The sequence below is a fragment of the Afipia sp. GW822-FHT03D08 genome, assembly GCF_058801645.1.
Genome location: NZ_JBXANK010000002.1, coordinates 346,477 through 368,899, shown reverse-complemented (window position 1 = coordinate 368,899; position 22,423 = coordinate 346,477). Strand labels below are relative to the sequence as shown.

Genomic DNA, 22,423 nt, shown 5'->3' with positions numbered 1-22,423 from the left:
CTGTCATTTATGGCAGTCGACGGAAAGCGCCGCAGGCTTCCACGTCGCAGCCTTCTCGTTGAGGCCGGGATAAAGCGACAGCGCGAGATCGCGTGCTGCGGCGGCGGTGCGCGGTCCGAAGCCGAGCAGGTACAGCCCGTCCATCGCGACGAATGATTTCTTCGCGGCGGCAGGCGTCAGCGCGAATGACGGATTGGCGAACACAGCCTCCGCCTCGAGTTGTTCGCGGCCGCGCTGCATGGTGAGGATGACGTCCGGCCTGGCCGCGACGATGGCTTCGTCGTTGACAGGCTTGTAGCCGTCGAAGCCATCCACCGCATTCACGCCGCCGGCGAGCTTGATGATCTCGTTCGCCGCGGTCTTGTGTCCGGCGACCATCGCCCGCCCGTTGAGGAACGACATCACGAACATCACGCGCGCGGGCTGCTTGACGCCGTCGCGCAATTTCTTGAGTTCGGCGAGGTCGCTGCTGACTGCGGCAGCGAGACAGGCGCCGCGTGCGTCCGCATCCATCGCATGCGCAACCAGCTTGATCTTATCGATCAGCCCTTGCTCCGTGTAAGTCTCGGGGAACGACACAAACGGAATTTTTGCCGCCTCGATAACTTCGAGAGTTTCCTTCGGGCCGGAGCCTTCGATCGCAAGGATCAATTGCGGGTTAAGGCCGAGCACGCCTTCTGCGCTCAATTGCCGCATGTATCCGACATTCGGCTTTTCGCCGAGCGCCTTCGGCGGATAAAGACTCGTGCTGTCGATGCCGACGATCTTGTCCTGAAGACCGAGCGCATACAGAATCTCGGTGATCGCGCCGCCGATCGAGACGATGCGCGACGTGTTGCCGATGGTTACGTCGCGGCCGCGTGCGTCGTGGATGATGATACCTTCGGCGCGCGCCGCCGCAAACGAGACGACGCTGACGCAAAGGCCCGCAGTGAAGGCGAGCGTGACGCCAAACGTCGCGCCAATCGTTCGGGAAGCCGGCATTCTGCTTTTCATTTGGTCAGGATCAGCTTGTTTTGCGCAGTCAACCGCAGACGATACGTGTCCTCGCCGTGCACGATCATGATCTCGCGCGAGGTGAGGAACAGGTCGCGGCTGTTGATATGGTTATCCGTCAAAGGGATCGAACGCTCAATTAGAGTCGTTCTAGATTTATCGCCGGCATCTTTGCCCGAGGAGCCGTCGGGATCGTGAGGAGAGCCAGCATTCATACGTTTTGCGCGTCCAGTTTTTGAAGTCCTGTTGTTCTTAGGTTTGTCGGCGCGCGAATTCCAACACTCAAGTTTACAATAGGTTTAAACTGATCGTTCGTCGGCTTGACCCAGCCCGATCATTTTACGAAAAGTGGCAACGCGTTGGCGCAGACCAACGGGATTCTACGACAGCCAGCCAGCCGCCTTTGGGCGATGCCCGCCAGCCGCATCACGCAAAACAAAGTTGAGATTGGGGCTGTCATGCTGGGGCTGAATGCGCGCGCGTGCGCGCTGCTATTATCCGTGTCTGTTGTTGCGCTGGGGGGAGTGGTCGCGGCCACGCCGGTGCATGCGCAATCTGCCGATGCTTCCGTGCAACCTGCCAAGCCGAAACCGATCAAGCGCAAACGCGCGGGCTCGCCGATGGCGGAAGTGCCGGTGCCGAGCAATCCAATGAATGCCAACGCGCAGATCGGCCAGCCGGTCTATCAGTCGCTGGATGAAATCACGGTTGCCGCATCCAAAACCCAGGAGCGCGCGATCGATGCGCTGGCGCCGGTCAGCGTCATGACGCTGGAGCAGATTCAGGGACGTCAGGCCACGCGCATCGGCGATCTCGTCTACACTATGCCCGGTGTCTGGATACAGGATCGCGGCGACGATCCATCGACATCGATCAACATCCGCGGCTTGCAGGACTTCGGCCGCGTTGCGGTCGTCGTCGATGGCGCGCGCCAGAACTATCAGCGCACCGGCCACAACTCGAACGGTTCGTTCTTCCTCAATCCCGAACTGATCGGCGGCATCGACATCGTGCGCGGCCCGACAGCCAACATCTACGGCTCGGGCGCGATCGGCGGCGTGGCGTCGTTCCGCACCAAGGACATCCAGGATGTGGTGCGTCCCGGCGAGCGCTGGGGCGTCGATACCAATACGATCTTCGGCACCAACCATGGCCGGGCGCTCGGCTCGATCTTCGGCGGCGTCCATGTCAATCCGAATGTCGACGTGTTCGCGGGCGGCACTTACTCGACGCAGGACAACTACAAGGACGGTCTTGGCATTCCGGTCGAGAACACCGCGCAGCGGCTCTCGAGCGGTATCGCAAAGCTGACCGTTCGCCCAGCCGACGGTCATGAAATCAAGCTCGGCGGAATCTTCCAGGAAGACATCTACAATGTCGGCCAGCCGCGCCGCCCTTTAGGACTCCCCTTCGCGCAGCCGGGCTCTGCGGGCAACGGCACCTCGGTGTATGCAACCAACCTGAAGAACTACACGACAACGCTGGGCTGGAAATACTCCCGGCCTGACGATCAGATCTTTGACTGGGATGCGAAGATCTACTGGAACCGGACTGACAGCCAGCAGGTCAAGACCCTGCACAACTCCGCACTGGCCACCGGCAACTGCACCGGCGGTCAACCGGGCAACAGCATCACCGGCTGTATCGGCGACCAGCGCGGCTATCTGATCGACACCTTCGGTTTCGATGTTCACAACACGTCCCGCTTTGAAACTGGTGACTGGCGTCATGCCGTGACTTACGGCGGCGACGGTTTCCGAGACGACGTTTCGACCTTCGACAAGAGCGGCAACTCCAACAAGACCACGCCCGGGGGTGAACGCACGGTGACCGGCGCGTTCGTTCAGTGGAAGACCAACTACACCTCGCTGCTCGAGATGGTGGGGGCGGTCCGCTACGATAACTATCAATTGAACTCGTCGGCGGGCTCCGCCAGCGGCGACCGCTTCTCGCCGAAAATCACTGTCGGGCTGATGCCCGCTGCCGTGATGACGCCTTACATCAGCTACGCCGAAGGATATCGCGCGCCTTCGATCACCGAGACGCTCGTGAACGGCGCTCACGTCGCGACCGGCGCCGGGCAAGGCGACTTTTCGATCTGCCCAGACGGCACGCGCGGTTTCTTCTGCTTCCTGCCGAATCCCAACCTGCGTCCTGAGGTCGGCAAGACCAAGGAGGTCGGCGTCAACATCAAGCAGAACGGTCTGTTCAGCGCCGGCGACAGCTTCCGCGGCAAGTTCAACGTGTTCCGCAACGATGTCGACGACTATATCGACAGTGTCCAGTTCACCGGACCTCCGTTCAATTCCTTCCCGCCGATTCCGGGCGTGTTTCCGACCACATATCTTCAGTACCAGAACATCGCACATGCCCGGATCCAGGGCTTCGAAGCTGAAACGATGTACGATGCCAATGATTTCTTTGTCGGTGTGTCGGTGACGTTGCAGGAAGGCAAGAACACCCAGACCAACATCGGCCTGTACAGCATCCAGCCGCAGAAAGTGACGACGACCGCGGGCCTGCGCTTCCTCGACAATCAGGTCGTGCTGTCGGCGATGTGGACGTCGGTGAAGAGCAATACCGACATCCCGGTCACGTATCTGCCCGGCACGTCCTACGATCTGGTCAACCTCTACCTGCAAGTGAAGCCGACCAAGGATTTCGCGCTGAACTTCTCGGTCGAGAATCTTCTGAACCAGTACTACCGGCCTTATGCCATTCCGCGCGCCGCCGACTTCACGTCTCCGCAGAACGACGTGCTGTGGGCCAGCGCGGGCGCGGGCATCGTCTACAAGGCCGGGCTCAAATACCATTTCGGAGGAAGCTGAACGCAGAACGATCAGTCACTGCTTTTTGAAAAGCAAAAAGAGGTTGCCGCGCAGAGCTTTTCTGCGCGGCTCGCTGCGTTTCAGCGCAGGCTCTCATGAACGACACTTTGATAACCGGCCATTCGGCCTTACAATGAGACAAACAGGAGAAGACCAATGTTTATTGCGATGAACCGTTTTCAGGTGAAGACCGGCTCCGAGCAGGCGTTTGAGACCGTGTGGGCGACGCGCGAATCCTATCTGAGCGAACTCGCGGGTTTCATCGAATTCAATCTGCTGCGCGGGCCGAAGGCTGACGATCACACGCTGTACTCGACTCATACGTTGTGGGCGGACAAGGCGGCGTTCGAGGCCTGGACCAAATCTGAGCAATTCCGCAAGGCGCATGCCCGCGCCGATAACCAGACCGGCGAGAGCCTTTATCTCGGCCATCCGAAGTTCGAGGGCTTCGAGGTGATCCAGACCGAGCGCAAATCCAGTGCGGCGGCCTGATCCATGCTGAGCACTGATCTGGCCGATCTGAAAAAGCACATGGCGGAAAATCCGGGCGGCGTCATCGAAGACGTCGCACGGGAGAAGAACGTCACGGCGCGTGCCGTGATCGAGGCGCTGCCGGACGAAATGCGCAGCTTTGCGCCGGGCTCGGCCTTCGTGCCCGCGATGCAGGACATCGCGACATGGGGCGAGGTGACGCTGATCATCCACACCGAGGACGGCATCTTCGAGGTCACCGAGCCGGTGGGCGGCGGCGAGATCGGGCGTGGCTACTACAACATCATGAAGCCGAAGGGGATGCACGGCCATCTGCGTCATGAGCGCTGCGGCGGCATCGCCTTCGTCGAACGGCCGTTCATGGGCAAGCCGTCCGCCTTTGCGGCGTTTCTTAACGTCGATGGCGGCGTGATGTTCAAGGTGTTCGTCGGCCGCTACGAGAATCGCGCGCTGAAGACAGACCAGCTCGAGAAGTTTCGCGCTTTGGCGAAGACGCTGGGCTGACCTTCTCACCTCTCCCCGTTTACGGGGAGAGGTCGGATCGTGAAACGATCCGGGTGAGGGGCTACTGCGCTCCATTCACTCAGCTCTGCCCCTCACCCCAACCCTCTCCCCGCAGGCGGGGCGAGGGAGCGCATCCCGCCTGGAGCAGAATCTCGTTTCTCGTCGTGTGAATAAAAATGGCCGGGGTCATCCCCGGCCATTTTCTTTTGCAGAAGGTGCGACTGAAGCGATCCGGCTTGGAGGGGCAAGGACCGGATCGCTTCGTCGCGGGCACATCGCTGTCACGGGCAATGCAGCTTTGCGCCATCGTGTGGCCTGCCGGGCATGGCAGGCTATTCAGCCGCGTCCTTCAGCGCATGAGGTGCGGTATGAGCGGCCGGGACGGGCTCGATCGAGCTGTCGCCGTGCTGGACCAGCGGCTTGTTACCGGTGAGGCCCCGCAGCAGGACGTAGAACACCGGCGTGAAGAAAATACCGAACGCCGTGACGCCGATCATGCCGGAGAACACCGCGATGCCCATGGCGTGACGCATCTCGGCGCCTGCACCGACAGACGTCACCAGCGGCACCACACCCATGATGAAGGCGATGGACGTCATCAGGATCGGCCGCAACCGCAGACGGCTGGCCTCGATCGCCGCGGCGATCGGAGAGCGCCCGGCGAACTCAAGTTCGCGCGCGAACTCCACGATCAGGATCGCGTTCTTCGCCGACAACCCGACAAGCACGAACAGGCCGATCTGGGTGAAGATGTTGTTGTCGTTGCCGGTGATCCAGACCCCAAACATCGCGGCCAGCAGTGACATCGGAACGATCATGATAATCGCCAGCGGCAGCATCAGGCTTTCATACTGCGCAGCGAGCACCAGGAACACCAGCAGCATCACGATCGGGAAGATGTAGAGCGAGGTGTTGCCGGCGATGATCTCCTGATAGGTGAGGTCGGTCCACTCGAAGCCGATGCCCTTGGGCAGCGTCTCGTTGGCGATGCGTGCGACCGCGGCTTGGGCCTGGCCGGTGGAATAGCCCGGCGCGTTGTTGCCGTTGATGTCCGCCGCGAGGAAGCCGTTATAGCGCATCGCGCTTTCAGGACCGGCGGCGGATTGCAGCTTCAACAGCACCGAGAGCGGAATCATTTCGCCGGTGGTCGAGCGGACCTTCAGCTGGCCGACATCTTCCGGCCTTGCGCGGAACTTGCCGTCGGCCTGCACGCGCACCGAGTAGACGCGGCCGAATTTGTTGAAGTCGTTGACGTAGTACGAGCCGAGGTAAACCTGCAGCGTTTCGAAGATGCTGGTGATCGGCACGTTGAGCTGACGCGCGCGGGTGCGGTCGATGTCCGCGTAAAGCTGCGGGACGTCGACCTTGTAGCTCGAGAACAATCCGGTCAGCTCCGGCGCCTGCATCGCTTTTGCGAGGAAGGCCTTTTTGGCTTCGTCCAGCGCCTCGTAGCCGAGGCCGACCTGATCTTCGAGCTGGAGCTTGAAGCCGCCGGTGGTGCCGAGGCCGTCGACCGGCGGCGGCGGCAGCATGGCCACGAAGGCATCCTGAATGACCGTGTACTTCTTGTTCAGTTCCGCAGCGATGGCGTTGGCGCTGAGCGACGGGTCCTTGCGTTCCCCGAAGGGCTTCAGCGTCGAGAACACGATGCCTGCGCTGGACGAGTTGGTGAAGCCGTTGATCGACAGGCCCGGGAAGGCTACGGCGCTTTCAACGCCGGGCTGCTGCATGGCGATCTCGGACATTCGCCGCATCACCTCTTCGGTGCGGTCGAGCGTCGCGCCTTCCTGCAACTGGGCGAAGCCGATCAGATACTGCTTGTCCTGCAACGGCACGAAACCGCCGGGGACGACCCTGAACAGGACCGCGGTAACGCCAATCAGCACCAGATAGACGCCCATCACCGCGGCTTTGCGTGAGATCACCTGCTTGACGCCGCCGCTGTAGGAATCCGAAGCTTTCTGAAAGACGTTGTTGAACCGCCGGAAGAAACCGCCGAGGACCTTGTCCATGCCGCGGCTAAGCGCATCCTTCGGCTGATCGTGGCCCCTCAATAGAAGGGCTGCGAGTGCCGGCGACAGCGTCAGCGAGTTGATCGCGGAGATCACCGTCGAGATCGCGATGGTCATGGCGAACTGCTTGTAGAACTGGCCGGTGAGGCCGCTGATGAAGCCGAGCGGCACGAACACCGCGACCAGCACCAGCGCGATGGCGATAATCGGTCCCGACACTTCGTTCATGGCGCGATAGGTCGCATCGCGCGGCGAAAATCCTTCCTCGATGTTGCGTTCGACGTTCTCGACCACGACGATGGCGTCGTCGACCACGATGCCGATGGCGAGCACCAGCCCGAACAAACTCAGCGCGTTGATCGAATAGCCGAACAGCAGCAGCACCGCGAAGGTGCCGATGATCGAGACCGGCACCGAGATCAGGGGAATGATCGACGCGCGCCAGGTCTGCAGGAACAGGATGACGACCAGCACCACCAGCGCGATGGCTTCCAGTAGGGTGTGGATCACGGCTTCGATCGACGCGCGGATGAACCGCGTCGGATCGTAGGCGATGCGATAATCGACGCCCTCGGGCATGTTCTGCTTGATCTGCTTCATGACCGAGTGGACTTCGTCGGCGATCGCGAGCGCGTTGGCGCCGGGTGCCTGGAAGATGCCGATGCCGACTGCGGATTTGTTGTCGATCTGCGAACGCAGCGCATATTCGGACGCGCCAAGCTCGATCCGGGCGACGTCGCGCAGCCGGGTGATTTCACCGTTCTGCCCGGTCTTGATGACGATATCGCCGAATTCCTGCTCGTCCTTCAGGCGGCCCTGCGCGTTGAGCGGCATCTGCAACGTGACGTCCGCGGAGTTCGGCGCGCCGCCGACGGTGCCGGCCGCGGCCTCGACGTTCTGGGCCTGGATTTCGCGGGTGATGTCACCGGGTGACAGACCGAGCTCGGCGACCTTTTGCGGGTCGAGCCAGACGCGCATCGCGTAATCGCCGGCGCCCCAGATCTGGACCTGACCGACGCCGCGGATACGGGCGAGGCGGTCCTTGACGTTCAACACGCCGAAATTGCGCAGGTAGGTGGTGTCGTAGCGGTCGTTCGGCGACAGCAGATGCACCACGAGCGTGATGTTCGGCGAGCTCTTCACCGTGGTGATGCCGAGCTGGCGGGTGACCGCCGGCAGCCGCGACTCCGCCTGCGAGACGCGGTTCTGAACCATCTGCTGCGCAAGGTCGGGATTGGTGCCGAGACGGAAGGTGACGTTGAGGGTCAGCACGCCGTCGGTGGTCGCCTGGCTGTTCATATAAAGCATGTTCTCGACGCCGTTGATCTGCTCTTCGAGCGGCGTCGCGACCGATTCAATGATGACCTTGGGGTTGGCGCCGGGATAGAGCGCGCGCACCGTCACGATGGGCGGCGCAACTTCCGGATATTCGGAGATCGGCAGCGCAGGCAGCGACAGCAAACCCGCAAGCAGGATCAGCGCCGACAGCACGCCGGCGAAAATCGGCCGGTCGATAAAAAATCGCGAGATATTCATGACGTCATCTCATTAATGTTTTGTTGCAATCGACTGTCTGATGCCGTCATTGCGAGGAGCTTAGCGACGAAGCAATCCAGCTTTTCTTTTCTCAGCGACGGATTGCTTCGCTTCGCTCGCAATGACGTTGTTGATGGGGAACGCTCTGCGTCAGTTCGCGTCCATCGCAATCACTTCGGGTGCGACAGGCGCGCCGGGGCGAATGCGCTGCATTCCCTTGACGACGATCTGCTCGCCTGGCTTCAGGCCGGCGGTGACCACGCGCAGGCCGTCGACAGCGACGCCGAGCGAGACTTCGCGATATTCGGCCTTGTTCTCCTTGTTCACGACCATCACGTACTTCTTGTTCTGGTCGGTGCCGACGGCGCGCTCGTTGATCATCATGGCGCGTTCGGTCTTGGGCTGACCCATCTGCAGGCGGACGAATTGTCCGGGGATCAGGCGGCCATCCTTGTTGTCGAAGATGGCGCGGACCCGCACCGTGCCGCTGCGTGCATCGACCTGGTTGTCGATCAGCTGCATCTGGCCCTCGAACGGCAGGCCATTGCTGGTCGCGGTCCCCATCTTGACGGGGATGCGGCCGGTCTTCGATGCCGCATCGTCCTTGCCGAGCGCGTCGAGCGCACGCAGGACGACCTGCTCGTCGGCGTTGAAGCTGGCATAGATCGGCGAGGTCGAGACGATGGTGGTCAGCAGCGGCGAACCGGGACCGGCGGCGATCAGATTGCCGACGGTGATCTCGCGCTTGCCGACCCGGCCCGTTACGGGCGCGCGGACTTCGGTGTAGCCGAGGTTAAGCTGCGCGGTCTTGAGGGTGGCCTGTGCGGCCTTGAGGTTGGCTTCCGCTTCGCGATAGGCGTTGATGCGGTTATCCTGATCGCGCTGCGAAATGGTGTTGGAGCCGGTCAGTTGCTGGCCGCGCTCGTAATCGCTCTTGGTAAAGACGAGACGCGACTGCGCGGCGGCGACCTGAGCTTCCGCGCGGGCAACCTCGGCGGCATAGAGCGCCGGATCGATCACGACGAGAATGTCGTCCTTCTGAACCAGCGCGCCTTCGCGGAAACGGATTTCCTGGATGGCGCCCGCGACGCGCGAGCGGACTTCAACCTGCTCGACGGCTTCGAGGCGTCCGGAGAACTCGTCCCAGATCGCCGTTTCCCGTTCCTTGACGTCCGCGACCGAAACCGGAGTCGCCGGCGGTGGGGCCGCAGCATCCGCCTTGGCTCGGTTGTTCGAGGTGGTTGAGATCAGGGCTCCAGCGGCTGCCAGAATGACCAGACCAACGCTGGCTCCAATCAGGCTCGTTCTTTTTGAAAGGCTTTTCATTATCGACCCCACTTTTGCGCTTCGCGCTCCAAGCGCAAATCGCTGTTATTTCAACACGTTGCGGGGGATCGTCATCTGACGAGAGAATAAAGTTCCGATTTGCCCCGAGGTTGCAGTGTTTTATTGCTGCGCTGCAACTGTAACGTTCGGTATAAATGGGCCTTGGACTTTCGCCGTCAAGGGACATATCTAACGAAAGGTACAAAATCAGAAAGGTTCTTATTGTGGCGATCGGACGACCCCGCGAATTCGACCTCGACCAGGCTCTGGAAAACGCGTTGCACGTGTTTTGGGAGAAGGGATACGAGGGCGCGTCGATGGCGGACCTGACCGAAGCGATGGGTATTACCAAACCGTCGCTCTATGCCGCATTCGGCAACAAGGAAGAACTTTTCCGCAAAGCGTTCGATTCTTATATCGATGGCCCGGCGGGCTACACCAAGCGTGCGCTGCTGCTGCCGACCGCGCGCGCAGTTGTGGAGAACTTGCTCTACAGCGAAGTGGATGCCGTGACCGATCCCGAATGTCCCGCAGGATGTCTCTCTATCAATGGCGCGTTGACCGGTGGTGATGCGGCTGAATCGATCAAGCAGGAATTGCGCGTGCGCCGCAGCCAGTTCGAGAGCGATTTGCGCGCGCGATTCGAGCGCGCGAAATCCGAAGGCGATCTCCCCAACGCGGCGGACCCCGCGGCGCTGGCGCGCTACATCGCGACGATTTCGCAGGGGCTTGCGGTGCAGGCCGTCGGCGGAGCCAAGCGCGACGAACTCAAGAAGATCGTCGAGATGGTTCTGATGACCTGGCCGCCGGTCGCGGCCTGAGCCTACCTATAGATGGAAGCCTAGCCCCCGGCGGCGTCGCAGGCTTTTACCGCCGCAAGAATGCGCTGAGCACGCAGGCGCACCGGTGCATCGACCATCATGCCGTCGACCGACACTGCACCATCTCCCGAGTTTGCGATCTTCGTCGCCCAGTCGATGTCTGTTTGCGACGGCCGGAATCCCGCCAGCGTCGGCGCAATCTGCTTGGGATGAATGCAGAGCTTGCCGCCGAAACCCATCGATGCCGCATAACGCGCGTCGTCTTCCACCAGCGCCGGATCGTCGAACGACGGCGTCACGCCTTCGAGTGGCGGCAGCAATCCGGCCAGCCTTGATGCGAGTACGATCTCCGCACGGGCCATCAGCAGTGCATCGCGCTCCATGCTGCAACCGACATCGGCACTGAAGTCGATATAGCCGAACGCGAGCCGGTCGGAATGCGCGGCGACCTCGCGGACGCCCGCGACGCCGTGCGCGGATTCGATCAGTGAAATCACCGGCAGATCGCCCAGCACGGCGCGCACGCTCTCCAGATGTCCGGCGGTTTCCGCTTTCGGCAGCATGATTCCGGCGATGCCGAGACCCTTCATCGCCACGACGTCCGCCTCATGCCAGCGGGTCCCGAACGCATTGACGCGGACAATGGAATTGGGCGGCAGGGACGCAGCAACCAGAGTCGCGCGCGCGGCGTCCTTCTCGTGTGCAGCGACTGCATCCTCAAGATCGATGATGACGCCGTCGGCGCCGGACGAGGCCGCCTTGAAATACCGGTCGGGCCGGGTGGCGGGAACGAACAGTGGCGCAAGAAAACCGATGCGCGCGAGGGCGGACGTCATTGCATCTCCGGCAGGCAGGTGCGCGGCGCGGAGCGCGCCTGCGCATGATGATCCTGTTTTAAGCTTGGACGGGATGCGGAGGCAACCGCGCCGCGCGGATATCCGCGTGCGCGATGGTTTCGGCGATGTTGCGGGCATGCCGCGCGAGATCCGGCGCACCCATGAGCTCGCCGAAGGTGCCGCGCGCCAGCGGACCTGCCACATACAGGTGCTCGGCGATCTCTCCGTCTCGTCCAATGGCGCGGCCCTGAAGATCGACATCGATGCCGAGACCAAGCGGATCGGGGCGGGCGAGGCCGTTGCTGCCGAGATGTTGGAGCAGCGGATTGCTCTCGAACACCGTGCCATGGGCCGGGCCGGTTGCGATCACGACGGCGTCGAACGATGCCGGCTCCCACGTCTGGCTGCGCCGCGCGCGTAGATCGACGGCGATGTCGTGCCCCGCGCTTTTGCCCGCACGCACCGACGCGGCCTGAATTGTCAGGGTGCCGTCCGCGATCCGCCGCACGATCACATCATCCACTTGAGGCGCGATCCGAAACCGAGAGGTGTCCCAGAACGGACGTAGATGGCGGATCAGCCGGGCACGTTCGCGCAGCGGCAGCGCATGCCAGATGTCGAAGCCTTGCAGCCGCAACTGATCGAGCACCGGATGCCATGACAATCCTTCGCGCGCGGCCTGCGCAATGGCGCGGCGGACATGCCGCAGCAACGAGAGCGTGGTGCGCGAAGGTTCGCTGGCGAAATCGCCGAACGGGTCGGTGAACTGTGCCGCGTGGGTTTGCGAGCGAAGGCCGCGCCGCGAGACTGCGGTGATCTTGCCGCGATGGCCCTGGCGATCGAGCGAGGCGACGATATCGGCCATGGTCAGTCCGGTGCCGACAATCAGCACGCGATCGTTCGGCGCGATGCTGCGCAGCGCGTCCGTCTGCCACGGGTTGGCGACAAATCGCGGATGATGGCGCAGCGACGCGATCGACAACGGCACTTGCGGCGGGGTGTGGCACACGGCGAGCACCACGGCATCGGCGTGAATGTCATTGCCGTTCTCGCACGGGACGCGGTAGCCACTCTCAAGTTGAACGACAGTGCGGGCTTTTGTCTTGTGGTGCGTCACCGCGTCGCCGAGTTCACGGACATGGGCGTTGACATAATCGCCAAAGGCCGCGCGTGTCGGGAACAGGTGGATGTCGGCGATTACCGACTTGGGATCGCGCGCGGGATATCCCGCTGCGATCAGCCATTGTTCGAAATGGCCTTCCTCATCGAAGTCGAGGTTCATTTTCAGCGCCGGCACATTGATCCGGTGCGCCGGATCGCTGCTGTCGTAGGCGAGGCCGCGGCCGATCTCATCGCGCGGCTCGATGATGATGATGTCGTGGCGGTGGGGCGCGGTGCGGTGCAGATGCCACGCCAGCACAGCGCCGGAAAACCCGCCGCCGATAATAACGACACGCGGCTTCTCGCCGGTGGATGACGGGGCACGCTGGATCATACCCGCATCAAGACCGAATGATGCGCCCGGCGTCCAGAGCCCGAAAGCATCGCTGCCCGTCATTTTCGATGCCCATGCGTTGCATTCGGGGGACCGCTCGCCGTATTGTGCGCCACCCTGTATATGACCATGATCCGGCCGGAAACGGTTTCCGTTTTTCCGGATCGTGCTCGAATAATTCGCCCCCAGATGGAGCAGACGTGGCAGCAATTTCCATGCGTATCGGAACGCGCAAAAGTACCATGGCGCTTGCGCAGACCGAGGAAATCGCACGCCAGCTCACCGCTGCTGCGCGGGATCTGAACGTCGAGATTGTCAAGTTCGAGACGCGCGGCGATCAGGATCAGACCGGTTTGCTGCTGCCGCACGGAGGCAAGGGCGGCGCATTCGTCGCCGAAATTCGCGAGGCCGTAATCGCCGGAAAGCTGCACGCGGCGATGCATTCGCTCAAGGACATGCCGGGCAACGAAGACACACCGGGCCTTGTGATCGGCGCGACGCTGTCGCGCGATCCGCCGACCGATGCGCTGGTGCTGCGCGCGGGCGTCACGTTCGACGATCTGAAGCGTACCAAAGGCAAGGGCTTCAAGATCGGCACCAATGCCGTGCGGCGTGCGGCCTACGCGCGGCGGCTGTTTCCCGAGATCGAGGTGATTCATTTCCGCGGCGCGGCCGATACCCGGGTGCGAAAGCTCGACAACGGCGAAATGCAAAAGCTCGCGGACGGCGGCGAAGTCGGCCCTGCCGATGCGCTGATCATGGCGCGTTCGGGACTGGAGCGTGTCGGGCTTGCAGTCCGCATCGCGCACGAATTCACCGCGCTTGAAATGCTGCCGGCCGCAGGGCAGGGCATCGTCGCAGTCGAATGTGCAGCGAACGACTGGCGGACGCGGCAGTATCTCGCGCTGATCGACGATCCCGCCGCGCATCTGTCCGCCGATGCCGAGCGCGAAGTGCTCTGGGTGCTCAACGGCCACTGCAATTCGCCAATCGCCGGGTTCTCAACGATCAACGGCCGCGAAATGTCGCTGACTGCGTCGGTGCTCGATCTGGAGGGCGATCAGTTGCTTGAGGCAACCCGCACCGGACCTGCCGACAAACCGCGCGAACTGGGCCGCGCGGTGGCATTCGATCTGCTGGCGCAGGGCGCGGCGGCGATCATCGAGCGATCCCGGCCTGTCTAGCCTTTATAATCCCGCACGCGCTTGAGCATCTGCTCGACATGCGCGATAGGCGTTTCCGGCTGAATGCCGTGGCCAAGATTGAAGATGTATCGCCCACCCGCGTAATTCGCCAGCGCATCATCGACCGCGCGGTCAAGGGCCGCGCCTCCTGCGATCAAGGCCAGCGGATCGAGGTTGCCCTGCACGGCGACGTGGTTCTGCACCCGCTCGCGGATCAGCGACGGGTCCGCCGTCCAGTCGATGCTGACGCCGTCGACACCGGTGCGCCCGATATACATCGGCAGCTGCGCGCCTGCGCCGCGCGGAAAGCCGATGATCTTCGCATTCGGCGCCTTTGCGCGCACGCCTTCGACGATCCGGCGCGTCGGCTCAACCGACCAGCGCTGGAATTCGCGCGGCGGCAGCACGCCGGCCCATGTGTCGAAGATCTGCAGCGCGTCGGCACCGGCTTTGAGCTGTCCCAGCAGATACTGGATTGAGTTTTCCACCAGCACGTCGATGATTTTCGCAAACGCATCGGGCGCGCGGTAGGCGAGCATTCGCGCAGGCGCCTGATCCGGCGTCCCTTGGCCGGCGACCATGTAGGTCGCGACCGTCCACGGCGCGCCGCAGAAACCGATCAGCGCGATTTTCGGATCGAGTTCGGCGCGGACCCGGCGCAGCGCCTCATAGACGGGTTCGAGCTTGGTGAAGTCGGCGGTTGTCGCCAGCGTCGCGATCTTGTCCGGCGTGTCGAGCGGGTCGAGGCGGGGGCCTTCGCCGGCCTCAAAGCGCACCGAGCGTCCCAGCGCATGCGGGATCACCAGAATGTCGGAGAAGATGATCGCGGCATCGAAACCGAAGCGCCGGATCGGCTGCAGCGTCACCTCGGCGGCCCATTCGGGATTGAAGCAGAGGTCGAGAAAACTGCCAGCCGTGGCGCGCAGTTCGCGATACTCGGGCAGGTAACGGCCTGCCTGCCGCATCATCCAGACCGGCGGCACGGCCCGGCGGCTTCCGGCGAGAACGTCGAGGAATGGTTTAGCGGGCTGCGGCTTGTTCAAGCGGAAATTCCGTTGCGGGATAATGGAGTTATCGCCGCCCTGATACACGCTGTCTCAGCGTTTGACCACCGGTTGACGGTGCGGTTCATCCTGATACGTTCCTTTTCAGAACGGAAGACATGGCAGCCTTGCCCGCCCGAACCATTGTCGTGCCGCGCGCACCTAAGGTAACGGTGTAAACTGATCAGCCCGCTTGAAGAAGCGATGCAATGAACGTCGGATTGAAGACACCAGGAGAGGGAACACATGAAAACGGCAATTACGGAACTGTTCGGCATCCAGCATCCGATCATTCAGGGCGGCATGCACTACGTTGGCTTCGCGGAGCTCGCGGCGGCGGTGTCCAACGCCGGCGGCCTTGGCATTATCACCGGCCTGACGCAGAAGACGCCGGAATTGCTGGCGAAGGAAATCGCCAAGTGCAAGGACATGACCGACAAGCCGTTCGGCGTGAACCTCACCTTCCTGCCGACGTTTTCGGCCCCTCCGTATCCCGAATATATCGCGGCCATCAAGGAAGCCGGCATCAAGGCGGTCGAGACTGCCGGCCGTAGCCCCGAGCAGTACATGCCCGCACTGAAGGCTGCCGGCATCAAGGTGATCCACAAGTGCACCTCGGTCCGTCACTCGCTGAAGGCTGAAGCGATTGGCTGTGACGCGGTGAGCGTCGACGGTTTCGAATGCGGCGGTCATCCCGGCGAAGACGACATGCCGAACATGATCCTGCTGCCGCGCGCGGAAGAAGAACTGACGATTCCGTTCGTCGCCTCCGGCGGCATGGCCGACGCGCGCAGCCTCGTTGCGGCGCTGGCGATGGGCGCGCAGGGCATGAACATGGGCACCCGCTTCATCGCCACCAAGGAAGCCCCGGTGCATGACAACGTGAAGCAGGCGCTGCTCAAAGCGACCGAATTCGACACCCGGCTTGTGATGCGCAACCTGCGCAACACCGAGCGCGTTCTCACCAACAAGGGCGTCGAAAAGCTGATCCAGATCGAGCAGGAAAAGGGCAAGAGCATCAAGATCGAGGATATTCTCGAGGAAGTCGCGGGCGTTTATCCGAAGGTCATGATCGACGGGAACATGGACGCCGGTGCATGGAGCTGCGGCATGATGGTCGGACTGATCCACGACATCCCGACGGTCAAGGAACTGATCGATCGCATCATGGCGGATGCCGAATACCTCATCCGCAAGCGCCTCGTCGGATTCCTCGATGGCAATTACGTTGCCGCTACGCCGCGCAAGAAGGTGGCGTGAGGGAGTACGTCATTCCGGGGCGCGAGCAGTTGCGAGCGAGCCCGGAATCTCGAAGTGATTTCCGATGAACCTCTGGATTCCGGATCAGCCCGCTGTGTGGGCTGTCCGGAATGACATGGGATAGACCTTATCCCAGCCCATACGCCTCGCGCATCTCGTCGATGGCTTGAAGCTTGGCGTGAAACACCGACCAGTCGTCATTGTCTGCGATCGGCTTCCAGATCGCTTCGACTTCTTCGATCAGCATGGAACATGCGACCGGCCTGCTGAAGAAGGCCTGATTGAGATCGACGCCCTCGCGCGGAACGAAATCTTTCAATGCGTCGCGGACGGCAGCGAACGCCGTGTTTACATAGTGATCCTTCGACGGGCTATTCGCCGCGCGCTCGGCGCTCTTGAGGCCGCCAAACCAGTCGAAGAAGGTCTGCTCGAATGGGGCTTTCGTCTCCGACAGGAATATCCAGAGTGCGCGCACCAGTTCATTGTCGCTCACGGCATCGCGCGGCTGGACGCCGAGCCGCCGTAGCATCGCATCGGTGAACTCCTGGCGGATGGCCGGTTCAAACACCCCCAGCGCTTTTTCAAGACTTGGCTGATCCGCAAGGCCGAGCAGGCATTCCGCCAGCCGGGTGACGTTCCAGAACAGTGCATCTGGCTGTCGGCCATAAGCATAGAGCCCGGTCTCGTCGAAATACGCAGCGGTGAATGCAGGTTCCAGAAATGGAAGAAACCGCCACGGACCGTAGTCGAAACTCTCGCCGGTGACATTGATGTTGTCGGTGTTGAGCACGCCGTGGACGAATCCGGCGGCCATCCATTGCGCGCCGACCCGCGCGACGCGGCGGCAGACCTCTTCGAGAAATGCGATGGCGCGCGCCGCTACATCGTCGCGCCACACCTCGGGCATGTAAGTCCTGATCGTGTAGTCGAGCAGCTTCTGGATATTTTCTGTGCTGCGGAGAAACGCCTGGCGCTGGAACGAGCCGATCCGGATGTGCGAGTGGCTCAGCCGCACCATCACGGAGGATCGCGTCGGCGAGGGCTCGTCGCCGCGCACCAGCGCCTCGCCGGTCTCGATCAAGCTGAAGGTTTTCGAGGTATCGACGCCGAGCGCTTCCAGCATCGCGGTCGCCAGCACCTCGCGCACGCCGCCCTTGAGTGTCAGGCGCCCGTCTGCGGTGCGCGACCAGGGCGTCTTGCCGCTGCCCTTGGTGGCGAGATCAAGCAGGCGGCCCTTGTCGTCGTACAGTTGCGCGAACAGGAAGCCACGCCCGTCGCCGAGTTCCGGATTGTAGGTTCGGAATTGGTGGCCGTGGTAGCGCAGCGCCAGCGGCTCCTTGAAATTCTCCGCCAATGGCTGGAATCGCCCGAAATGCGCAATCCATTCCTCGTCGCTCAGCATGTCGAGCCCGACGGTTTTCGCCGCGCGCTGATTACGATAGCGCAGGATGTGATCGGGAAATTCAGCCGCCGCGACGACATCGTAGAACTCGGGACCGAGCGCGGCATGGCTGGTCGAGGCGCGGTAATGGGGTGAGACAGGCATTCAGGACTCGGGTAATTTATTCGGCGGGAAGATACAGCATAACGGACCACGCAGCGTTCGGGTTCAAAAAGAAAGTCGAACATGACCGACCGGCAGCAGAAAGATCCGCGCGCGAGCAAGGAGCTCTCCCGTCACATTCTGCCCACCTCCGCGACGATGATCGGCGTTTGCGTGACGCTGGTCGGCCTCGTCAAGGTCGTGGAAAGCAGAAGCGGACCGAGCCATGTCGACGAGTATGCCGCGCTCGCCGCGATTCTGTTTCTCGTCAGCGCGGCGGCGTCCTATCTGTCCATCCGCTATGCGGGTCGGAGCGGCGCAAGCGAGCGTTATGAGCGCATCGCGGACGTCCTGTTCCTGTCCGGCCTGCTCGGCATCACCGTTATCGCAGTGTTGTTCGCCTACGAAGCGGTCTGAGGACGAACGGCTAGAACGGCAGATGGCCGGTCTTGAACCAGGTCATGGCGAGGAATCCGATCACCAGTCCGACGATGACTCCGAGCGCGACTTTCATGGCACAAACCTTCCTTTGATTGCGTGTTGCGAGGAGGCTTGCGCCATCGGCTCGCGTTAATGAATCTCCGCGGCCTTGGCCAGGGCTTCCTTGAGTTTCTCCACGGTGAAACCGGGATCGCGGGCGATGCCGAGGATCGGCTCCTCGCGGCGTTCGCACAATCTCGCCGCATCCGGAAGTTTCGCTGCAACATTGGCCGGAATCACGACCGCACCATGACGATCTGCATGAATGAGATCGTCCGAACTCACCGTCATGCCAGCGACGGACACTGTTTCACCGAAGCCTGCGAGATGAACGAAAGCATGTGAAGGGCCGATGCTGCCGGCCAGCGCCTGGAATCCCGGCGCCCACGCCGGAATGTCGCGGATCGATCCATCGGTGACAACGCCGAGGCAGCCGAGCGCCTTGTGGACGGAGCTATTGACCTCGCCCCAGAATGCACCGAAGCCGATGTTCGCGCCGTCGAGATCCTGAATGACGCTGATGCGCGGACCATGACCGGTGCCGCAATATTCGTAATAGGCGACGCGCTGGGCGCGCTGATCCGCGGCCGACAGCTTTGACGCCGAAGTGGCCCGGATTGTTGCGGTGCGGGCATAGCCGACCATCGGCGGCAGGTCCGGGAACGGGCAAACCAGCGGCTTGGTGGTGAAACCGATCAGGCGGCGTTCGGGCGCGACGACCTCCAGCGCGTTGCAGATCGTGGGCGTGTCCCAGCGCGCCAGCGTTTCGAGCAGGGATGCGGGGTGGGGCGCGGACTGGGTCACGGGTTGATCTCCTGTTGTTATTTCTGCTGATCCGAACGATGCGGCGCGGCGCGAGTTTGCCTGCGCAAATTGCAGGCGGCAAGTGCGCGGCTCGCGGCCTTCCCGGCTTGCGGGAAACGGCGAAACAAGGCGATGATGGGCGGCTTGCCTCGCGCTGAACGAAAATCAACAAACATCAGGGGATGAAATGGCGACCAACAAGAAGAAACTGCTGATCGTGGAAACCATGTCGCCCGGGGGGTGGGCCCTGTTTCGGGAACGCAGCGACATCGAGGCCATCGAGTTTCCAAACACGATCTCCGCGCCGGATTTCAATGAAATGCTGCGGCAGCACGCGCCGGTCAATGGCGTCGCGCTCGGCGGCACCGGTTTCGGCGCCAAGGAGATCGCGTCTTCCGGGGAGATGATGGTGGTGGCGCGGATCGGCGTCGGCTACGACGCGGTGGATGTGAAAGCCCTGAGCGGCAAGAAAATTCCCCTGATGACCACCGGCATCGCGAATTCGCCGTCGGTCGCCGAATGCGCGCTGTTCATGATGCTGTGGCTGGCGAAGCGTTCCACCGAACTCGACCACATCGTCAAGAGCGGCAACTGGACCAAGCGCCTCGGCGCGATCCCGTATGACCTGCTCGGCAAGACTGCGCTGGTGGTCGGCTTCGGCCGCATCGGGACGCGGACGGTCAAACGGCTGGTGGCGATGGAGATGAACGTCCTGGTCTACGACCCGTTCAAGTACGCAGCCGAAGTCGAGGCGGCGGGCGCGGAATATGTGACCGATCTCAACACGGCGCTGCCGCGCGCCGATTTTGTCTCGATCCACTGTCCGAAATCGCCGGAGACCGTCAATATGTTCGGCGCGGCGCAGTTGCAATTGATGAAACCGACGGCCTATCTCATCAACACTGCGCGTGGCGGGATCGTGGATGAGGACGCGCTTCATGCGGCGCTCACCTCGGGCAAGATTGCAGGCGCAGGCATTGACGTGTTCGCGCAGGAGCCGCCGCGGCCGGACCATCCGCTGTTCAAGCTCGATAACGTCATCACCGCGCCGCATCTGGCGGGCGTGACCCGCGAAGCGCTCGATCGCATGGGCCTGCAAACCGCGAAGAACATTCTCAGCGCGCTCGACGGCAAACCGATTCGCGAGAATGTCATCAATCAGGATGTGCTGAGCTAGGGAACTGATCGCTTCCAGCGGTTCATCGGTTTCCGGGTGGCTTGATATTCCGTGGTTCGTCATTTCGATGTGCGCTAGCGACGAAGGAATCCATTCTTCTCACGGTGGATTGCTTCGCTTCGCTCGCAATGACGGAAAGGGATGAGCCTATGCCGCTGCAGAACCGCGTGTCGCCGTTCGGTGAGATCGTTGCGACCGCGCATCGGGGCCGCTTCACCGGCAATCGCGGCATCATCCACGATCCGGCGACCAGGACGCTGCTGAACCGGCGCTGGTCGTCAAAGGCATGGATCACCTGCGTCTGCGAATTTCGCGGACGCCGGCGCAAGGTGATGGGCGGACGAAGCTGGACCGAGCTGTTCTTTCTCGATGAAGCAACATCTTTCGCGGCGGGGCATCGCCCATGCTTCTACTGCCGCCGGGTTGGCGCGACGGCGTTTCGTGACGCGTGGGCCAAGGGCAATGGCCGCGCAAAGCCATATGCGACCGAGATGGACGCCGTGCTTCACGGCGAGCGGCTCGATGGCCGTCAGAAACGGCTGCATCCGTTGCACATCGCCGCGCTCAAGCTGCCGAGCGGAACGACGGTGACGAGCGGCGGCGAGAGCTACATGATCGTAAACGGCGAGGCATGGCGCTGGTCGTTTGCGGGCTACAGCCGCGCGTCGGCAAGTCTCGCCGACGCCAGGCTCCTGACACCGCCGTCGATCGTCAATGCGCTGCGCGAGGGTTATCCTGTGCAGATCGGGCTTTAGGCTGCTTTCGCGATCCGGTGCATGCGGCCCGCGACGGCACGAATCTTACCGGGAGATGCGAGCCAGATCGCGGCGGAAGACAAAGCGCTCACGGCGATGCCGATGATGAAGGCCAGCGTGTAATCGCCGTAGATGTCGTGCAGGATGCCGGTCACCCATGGGCCTGCTGCACCGCCGGCCAGCGCGGTGAAGCCGATGGTGCCGAAGATCGTTCCAAAGTGCTTGCCCTGGAAGATCTCGGCGACCACCGCGCCCATGATCGAGGTGAAGCCGTAGCCGAGCGCGCCCTGCGCGACGACCATGACGTAAACCAGCAGCAGCGTCGGGGTGTATTGCAGTGCGATCAGCATGGCGAAACAGATCGCAAAGCCGAACGACGAAATCGTCCAGATCCATTCGCGGCCGATGCGGTCGGAGAGATAGCCGAGCGCGATCTGTCCCGGAATGCCGATCAGGCTGACCATGCCCAGCGCCCATGCGGCTGAGGTGGAGCTAAATCCGATTTCGACCAGATATTTGGTCTGATGAACCTGAACGGCGTACCAGACATAGAGACCGCAAAAGTAACCAAGCGAAATCCACCAGAAGCGCGCGGTGCGCACAGCGAGGCCGAGCGTCCAGTCGGTCGCGGCCCATGCCGGATCGACGATGTTCGATGGAGGTGCGACGGTCGTGGCGGTCGGCGCTGCGTCTCCGTCCGGCCGAAGTCCGATATCCTCGGGGCGCTTGTGCAACAGCAGATTGAGCGGGATCAGCGCGACCAGCACCAGAATGCCCATCGCCCAACTCGCCGCGCGCCAGCCGCTCCTGTCGATCAGGAACTGCACCCACGGCAGGATGATGATGGAGCCGATGCCGACGCCTGCGAAGGCGAGGCCCACCGCGAGGCCGCGGCGCTTGACGAACCAGTTCGGCAGAAACAGCGACTGGCCGGAGTAACCAAGGCAAATGCTGCCCGCGCCGACGAGACATCCGATGGTGATATAAAGATGCCAGGGCTGTGTCGTCAGCGGTGCGAGAAGCAGCCCGGCTCCCATCAGTACGACGCCAAGCTCCATCACCGTGCGCGGGCCGGAGCGGTCCATCAGCTTGCCCATCAAGGGGCTAAGCAACGCGGAGACCAGAAAGCCAACAGAGAAGGCGCCCGCCGTGATGCCGCGGTCCCAGCCGAACTCGTCGACGATCGGCGAGAAGAACAGGGAGAACGAGGTGCGGGCGTTCACGCCGATGCCCATGGTGATGAAGGTTACGGCGACAATGATCCAGCCGTAATAGAAGGGCAGGCGGCGCATGCGGGACTTCCGGACAACAGGCGAGTCAGAGGCATTGGA

Annotated in this window: 19 protein-coding genes; 9 read left to right on the top strand and 10 right to left on the bottom strand. The window is 62.4% G+C overall.

Annotation, left to right across the window (positions count from 1 at the left end):
• Positions 1 to 3: 3 nt before the first annotated feature.
• Entirely contained in the window at positions 4 to 984 is a 981-nt protein-coding gene (locus AC1RM7_RS16710) for a heme/hemin ABC transporter substrate-binding protein (RefSeq protein WP_034460686.1), read from the bottom strand.
• An 8-nt stretch (positions 985 to 992) separates the two neighbouring features.
• On the bottom strand, positions 993 to 1,211 hold the full coding sequence (locus AC1RM7_RS16705; RefSeq protein ID WP_024920675.1) for a hemin uptake protein HemP: 219 nt from the start codon (positions 1,209 to 1,211) through the stop codon (positions 993 to 995).
• 243 nt (positions 1,212 to 1,454) lie between these two features.
• On the opposite strand from AC1RM7_RS16705, the gene AC1RM7_RS16700 reads away from it, so the two are divergent.
• The 3 genes from AC1RM7_RS16700 (at position 1,455) to hutX (ending at position 4,820) form a co-directional block, all read left to right on the top strand.
• Complete coding sequence (locus AC1RM7_RS16700) at positions 1,455 to 3,824, top strand: TonB-dependent hemoglobin/transferrin/lactoferrin family receptor (protein WP_024920674.1); 2,370 nt, start codon at positions 1,455 to 1,457, stop codon at positions 3,822 to 3,824.
• 156 nt (positions 3,825 to 3,980) lie between these two features.
• Positions 3,981 to 4,316 carry a heme-degrading protein HmuQ gene (gene hmuQ / locus AC1RM7_RS16695; protein ID WP_024920673.1) on the top strand — a complete coding sequence of 112 codons (336 nt, stop codon included), beginning with the start codon at positions 3,981 to 3,983 and terminating at the stop codon, positions 4,314 to 4,316.
• 3 nt (positions 4,317 to 4,319) lie between these two features.
• Positions 4,320 to 4,820, top strand: coding sequence for a heme utilization cystosolic carrier protein HutX (gene hutX, locus AC1RM7_RS16690; RefSeq protein WP_024920672.1), 501 nt, complete (start codon positions 4,320 to 4,322; stop codon positions 4,818 to 4,820).
• Positions 4,821 to 5,152: 332 nt separating this feature from the next.
• On the opposite strand, the gene AC1RM7_RS16685 is transcribed toward hutX, so the two are convergent.
• Both AC1RM7_RS16685 and AC1RM7_RS16680 read right to left on the bottom strand, forming a co-directional pair.
• Positions 5,153 to 8,368 (bottom strand): efflux RND transporter permease subunit, encoded by a 3,216-nt coding sequence (locus AC1RM7_RS16685; RefSeq protein WP_024920671.1) that lies wholly within the window; start codon positions 8,366 to 8,368, stop codon positions 5,153 to 5,155.
• 150 nt (positions 8,369 to 8,518) lie between these two features.
• Positions 8,519 to 9,694, bottom strand: a complete 1,176-nt coding sequence (locus AC1RM7_RS16680) for an efflux RND transporter periplasmic adaptor subunit (protein WP_006019651.1) — start codon at positions 9,692 to 9,694, stop codon at positions 8,519 to 8,521.
• Positions 9,695 to 9,918: 224 nt separating this feature from the next.
• On the opposite strand from AC1RM7_RS16680, the gene AC1RM7_RS16675 reads away from it, so the two are divergent.
• Positions 9,919 to 10,515: a TetR/AcrR family transcriptional regulator gene (locus tag AC1RM7_RS16675; RefSeq protein WP_024920670.1), complete on the top strand. Its 597-nt coding sequence runs from the start codon at positions 9,919 to 9,921 to the stop codon at positions 10,513 to 10,515.
• 20 nt (positions 10,516 to 10,535) lie between these two features.
• Here AC1RM7_RS16675 and AC1RM7_RS16670 read toward each other — a convergent pair whose 3' ends face one another.
• The gene (locus tag AC1RM7_RS16670) at positions 10,536 to 11,351 is read right to left on the bottom strand and encodes an HpcH/HpaI aldolase/citrate lyase family protein (protein ID WP_024920669.1); all 816 of its coding nucleotides are present in this window, start codon (positions 11,349 to 11,351) and stop codon (positions 10,536 to 10,538) included.
• 58 nt (positions 11,352 to 11,409) lie between these two features.
• The gene (locus AC1RM7_RS16665) at positions 11,410 to 12,909 is read right to left on the bottom strand and encodes an FAD/NAD(P)-binding protein (RefSeq protein ID WP_492839186.1); all 1,500 of its coding nucleotides are present in this window, start codon (positions 12,907 to 12,909) and stop codon (positions 11,410 to 11,412) included.
• Between the two features lie 152 nt (positions 12,910 to 13,061).
• Here AC1RM7_RS16665 and hemC point away from each other — a divergent pair, with 152 nt between their 5' ends.
• Complete coding sequence (gene hemC, locus AC1RM7_RS16660; RefSeq protein ID WP_034460689.1) at positions 13,062 to 14,030, top strand: hydroxymethylbilane synthase; 969 nt, start codon at positions 13,062 to 13,064, stop codon at positions 14,028 to 14,030.
• Here hemC and hemE read toward each other — a convergent pair.
• The gene (gene hemE / locus AC1RM7_RS16655; RefSeq protein ID WP_024920666.1) at positions 14,027 to 15,073 is read right to left on the bottom strand and encodes a uroporphyrinogen decarboxylase; all 1,047 of its coding nucleotides are present in this window, start codon (positions 15,071 to 15,073) and stop codon (positions 14,027 to 14,029) included. The genes hemC and hemE overlap by 4 nt on opposite strands.
• Positions 15,074 to 15,319: 246 nt before the next feature.
• On the opposite strand from hemE, the gene AC1RM7_RS16650 reads away from it, so the two are divergent.
• Positions 15,320 to 16,333 carry an NAD(P)H-dependent flavin oxidoreductase gene (locus tag AC1RM7_RS16650; RefSeq protein WP_006019657.1) on the top strand — a complete coding sequence of 338 codons (1,014 nt, stop codon included), beginning with the start codon at positions 15,320 to 15,322 and terminating at the stop codon, positions 16,331 to 16,333.
• Positions 16,334 to 16,460: 127 nt separating this feature from the next.
• Here the strand turns inward: AC1RM7_RS16650 and AC1RM7_RS16645 are convergent, their stop codons facing one another.
• Positions 16,461 to 17,879, bottom strand: coding sequence for a protein adenylyltransferase SelO (locus AC1RM7_RS16645; RefSeq protein ID WP_024920665.1), 1,419 nt, complete (start codon positions 17,877 to 17,879; stop codon positions 16,461 to 16,463).
• An 81-nt stretch (positions 17,880 to 17,960) separates the two neighbouring features.
• Here AC1RM7_RS16645 and AC1RM7_RS16640 point away from each other — a divergent pair, with 81 nt between their 5' ends.
• A complete protein-coding gene (locus AC1RM7_RS16640) occupies positions 17,961 to 18,293 on the top strand; it encodes a hypothetical protein (RefSeq protein WP_024920664.1) in 333 nt (110 codons plus the stop codon).
• 153 nt (positions 18,294 to 18,446) lie between these two features.
• Here AC1RM7_RS16640 and AC1RM7_RS16635 read toward each other — a convergent pair whose 3' ends face one another.
• Positions 18,447 to 19,160, bottom strand: coding sequence for an RraA family protein (locus AC1RM7_RS16635; RefSeq protein WP_024920663.1), 714 nt, complete (start codon positions 19,158 to 19,160; stop codon positions 18,447 to 18,449).
• 187 nt (positions 19,161 to 19,347) lie between these two features.
• Between AC1RM7_RS16635 and AC1RM7_RS16630 the strand changes: the two genes are divergently transcribed.
• Positions 19,348 to 20,337, top strand: a complete 990-nt coding sequence (locus tag AC1RM7_RS16630) for a hydroxyacid dehydrogenase (protein ID WP_024920662.1) — start codon at positions 19,348 to 19,350, stop codon at positions 20,335 to 20,337.
• A gap of 149 nt (positions 20,338 to 20,486) precedes the next feature.
• Entirely contained in the window at positions 20,487 to 21,092 is a 606-nt protein-coding gene (locus AC1RM7_RS16625; RefSeq protein WP_024920661.1) for a hypothetical protein, read from the top strand.
• Here the strand turns inward: AC1RM7_RS16625 and AC1RM7_RS16620 are convergent.
• On the bottom strand, positions 21,089 to 22,384 hold the full coding sequence (locus tag AC1RM7_RS16620) for an MFS transporter (protein ID WP_024920660.1): 1,296 nt from the start codon (positions 22,382 to 22,384) through the stop codon (positions 21,089 to 21,091). The genes AC1RM7_RS16625 and AC1RM7_RS16620 overlap by 4 nt on opposite strands.
• Between the last annotated feature and the right edge of the window lie 39 nt (positions 22,385 to 22,423).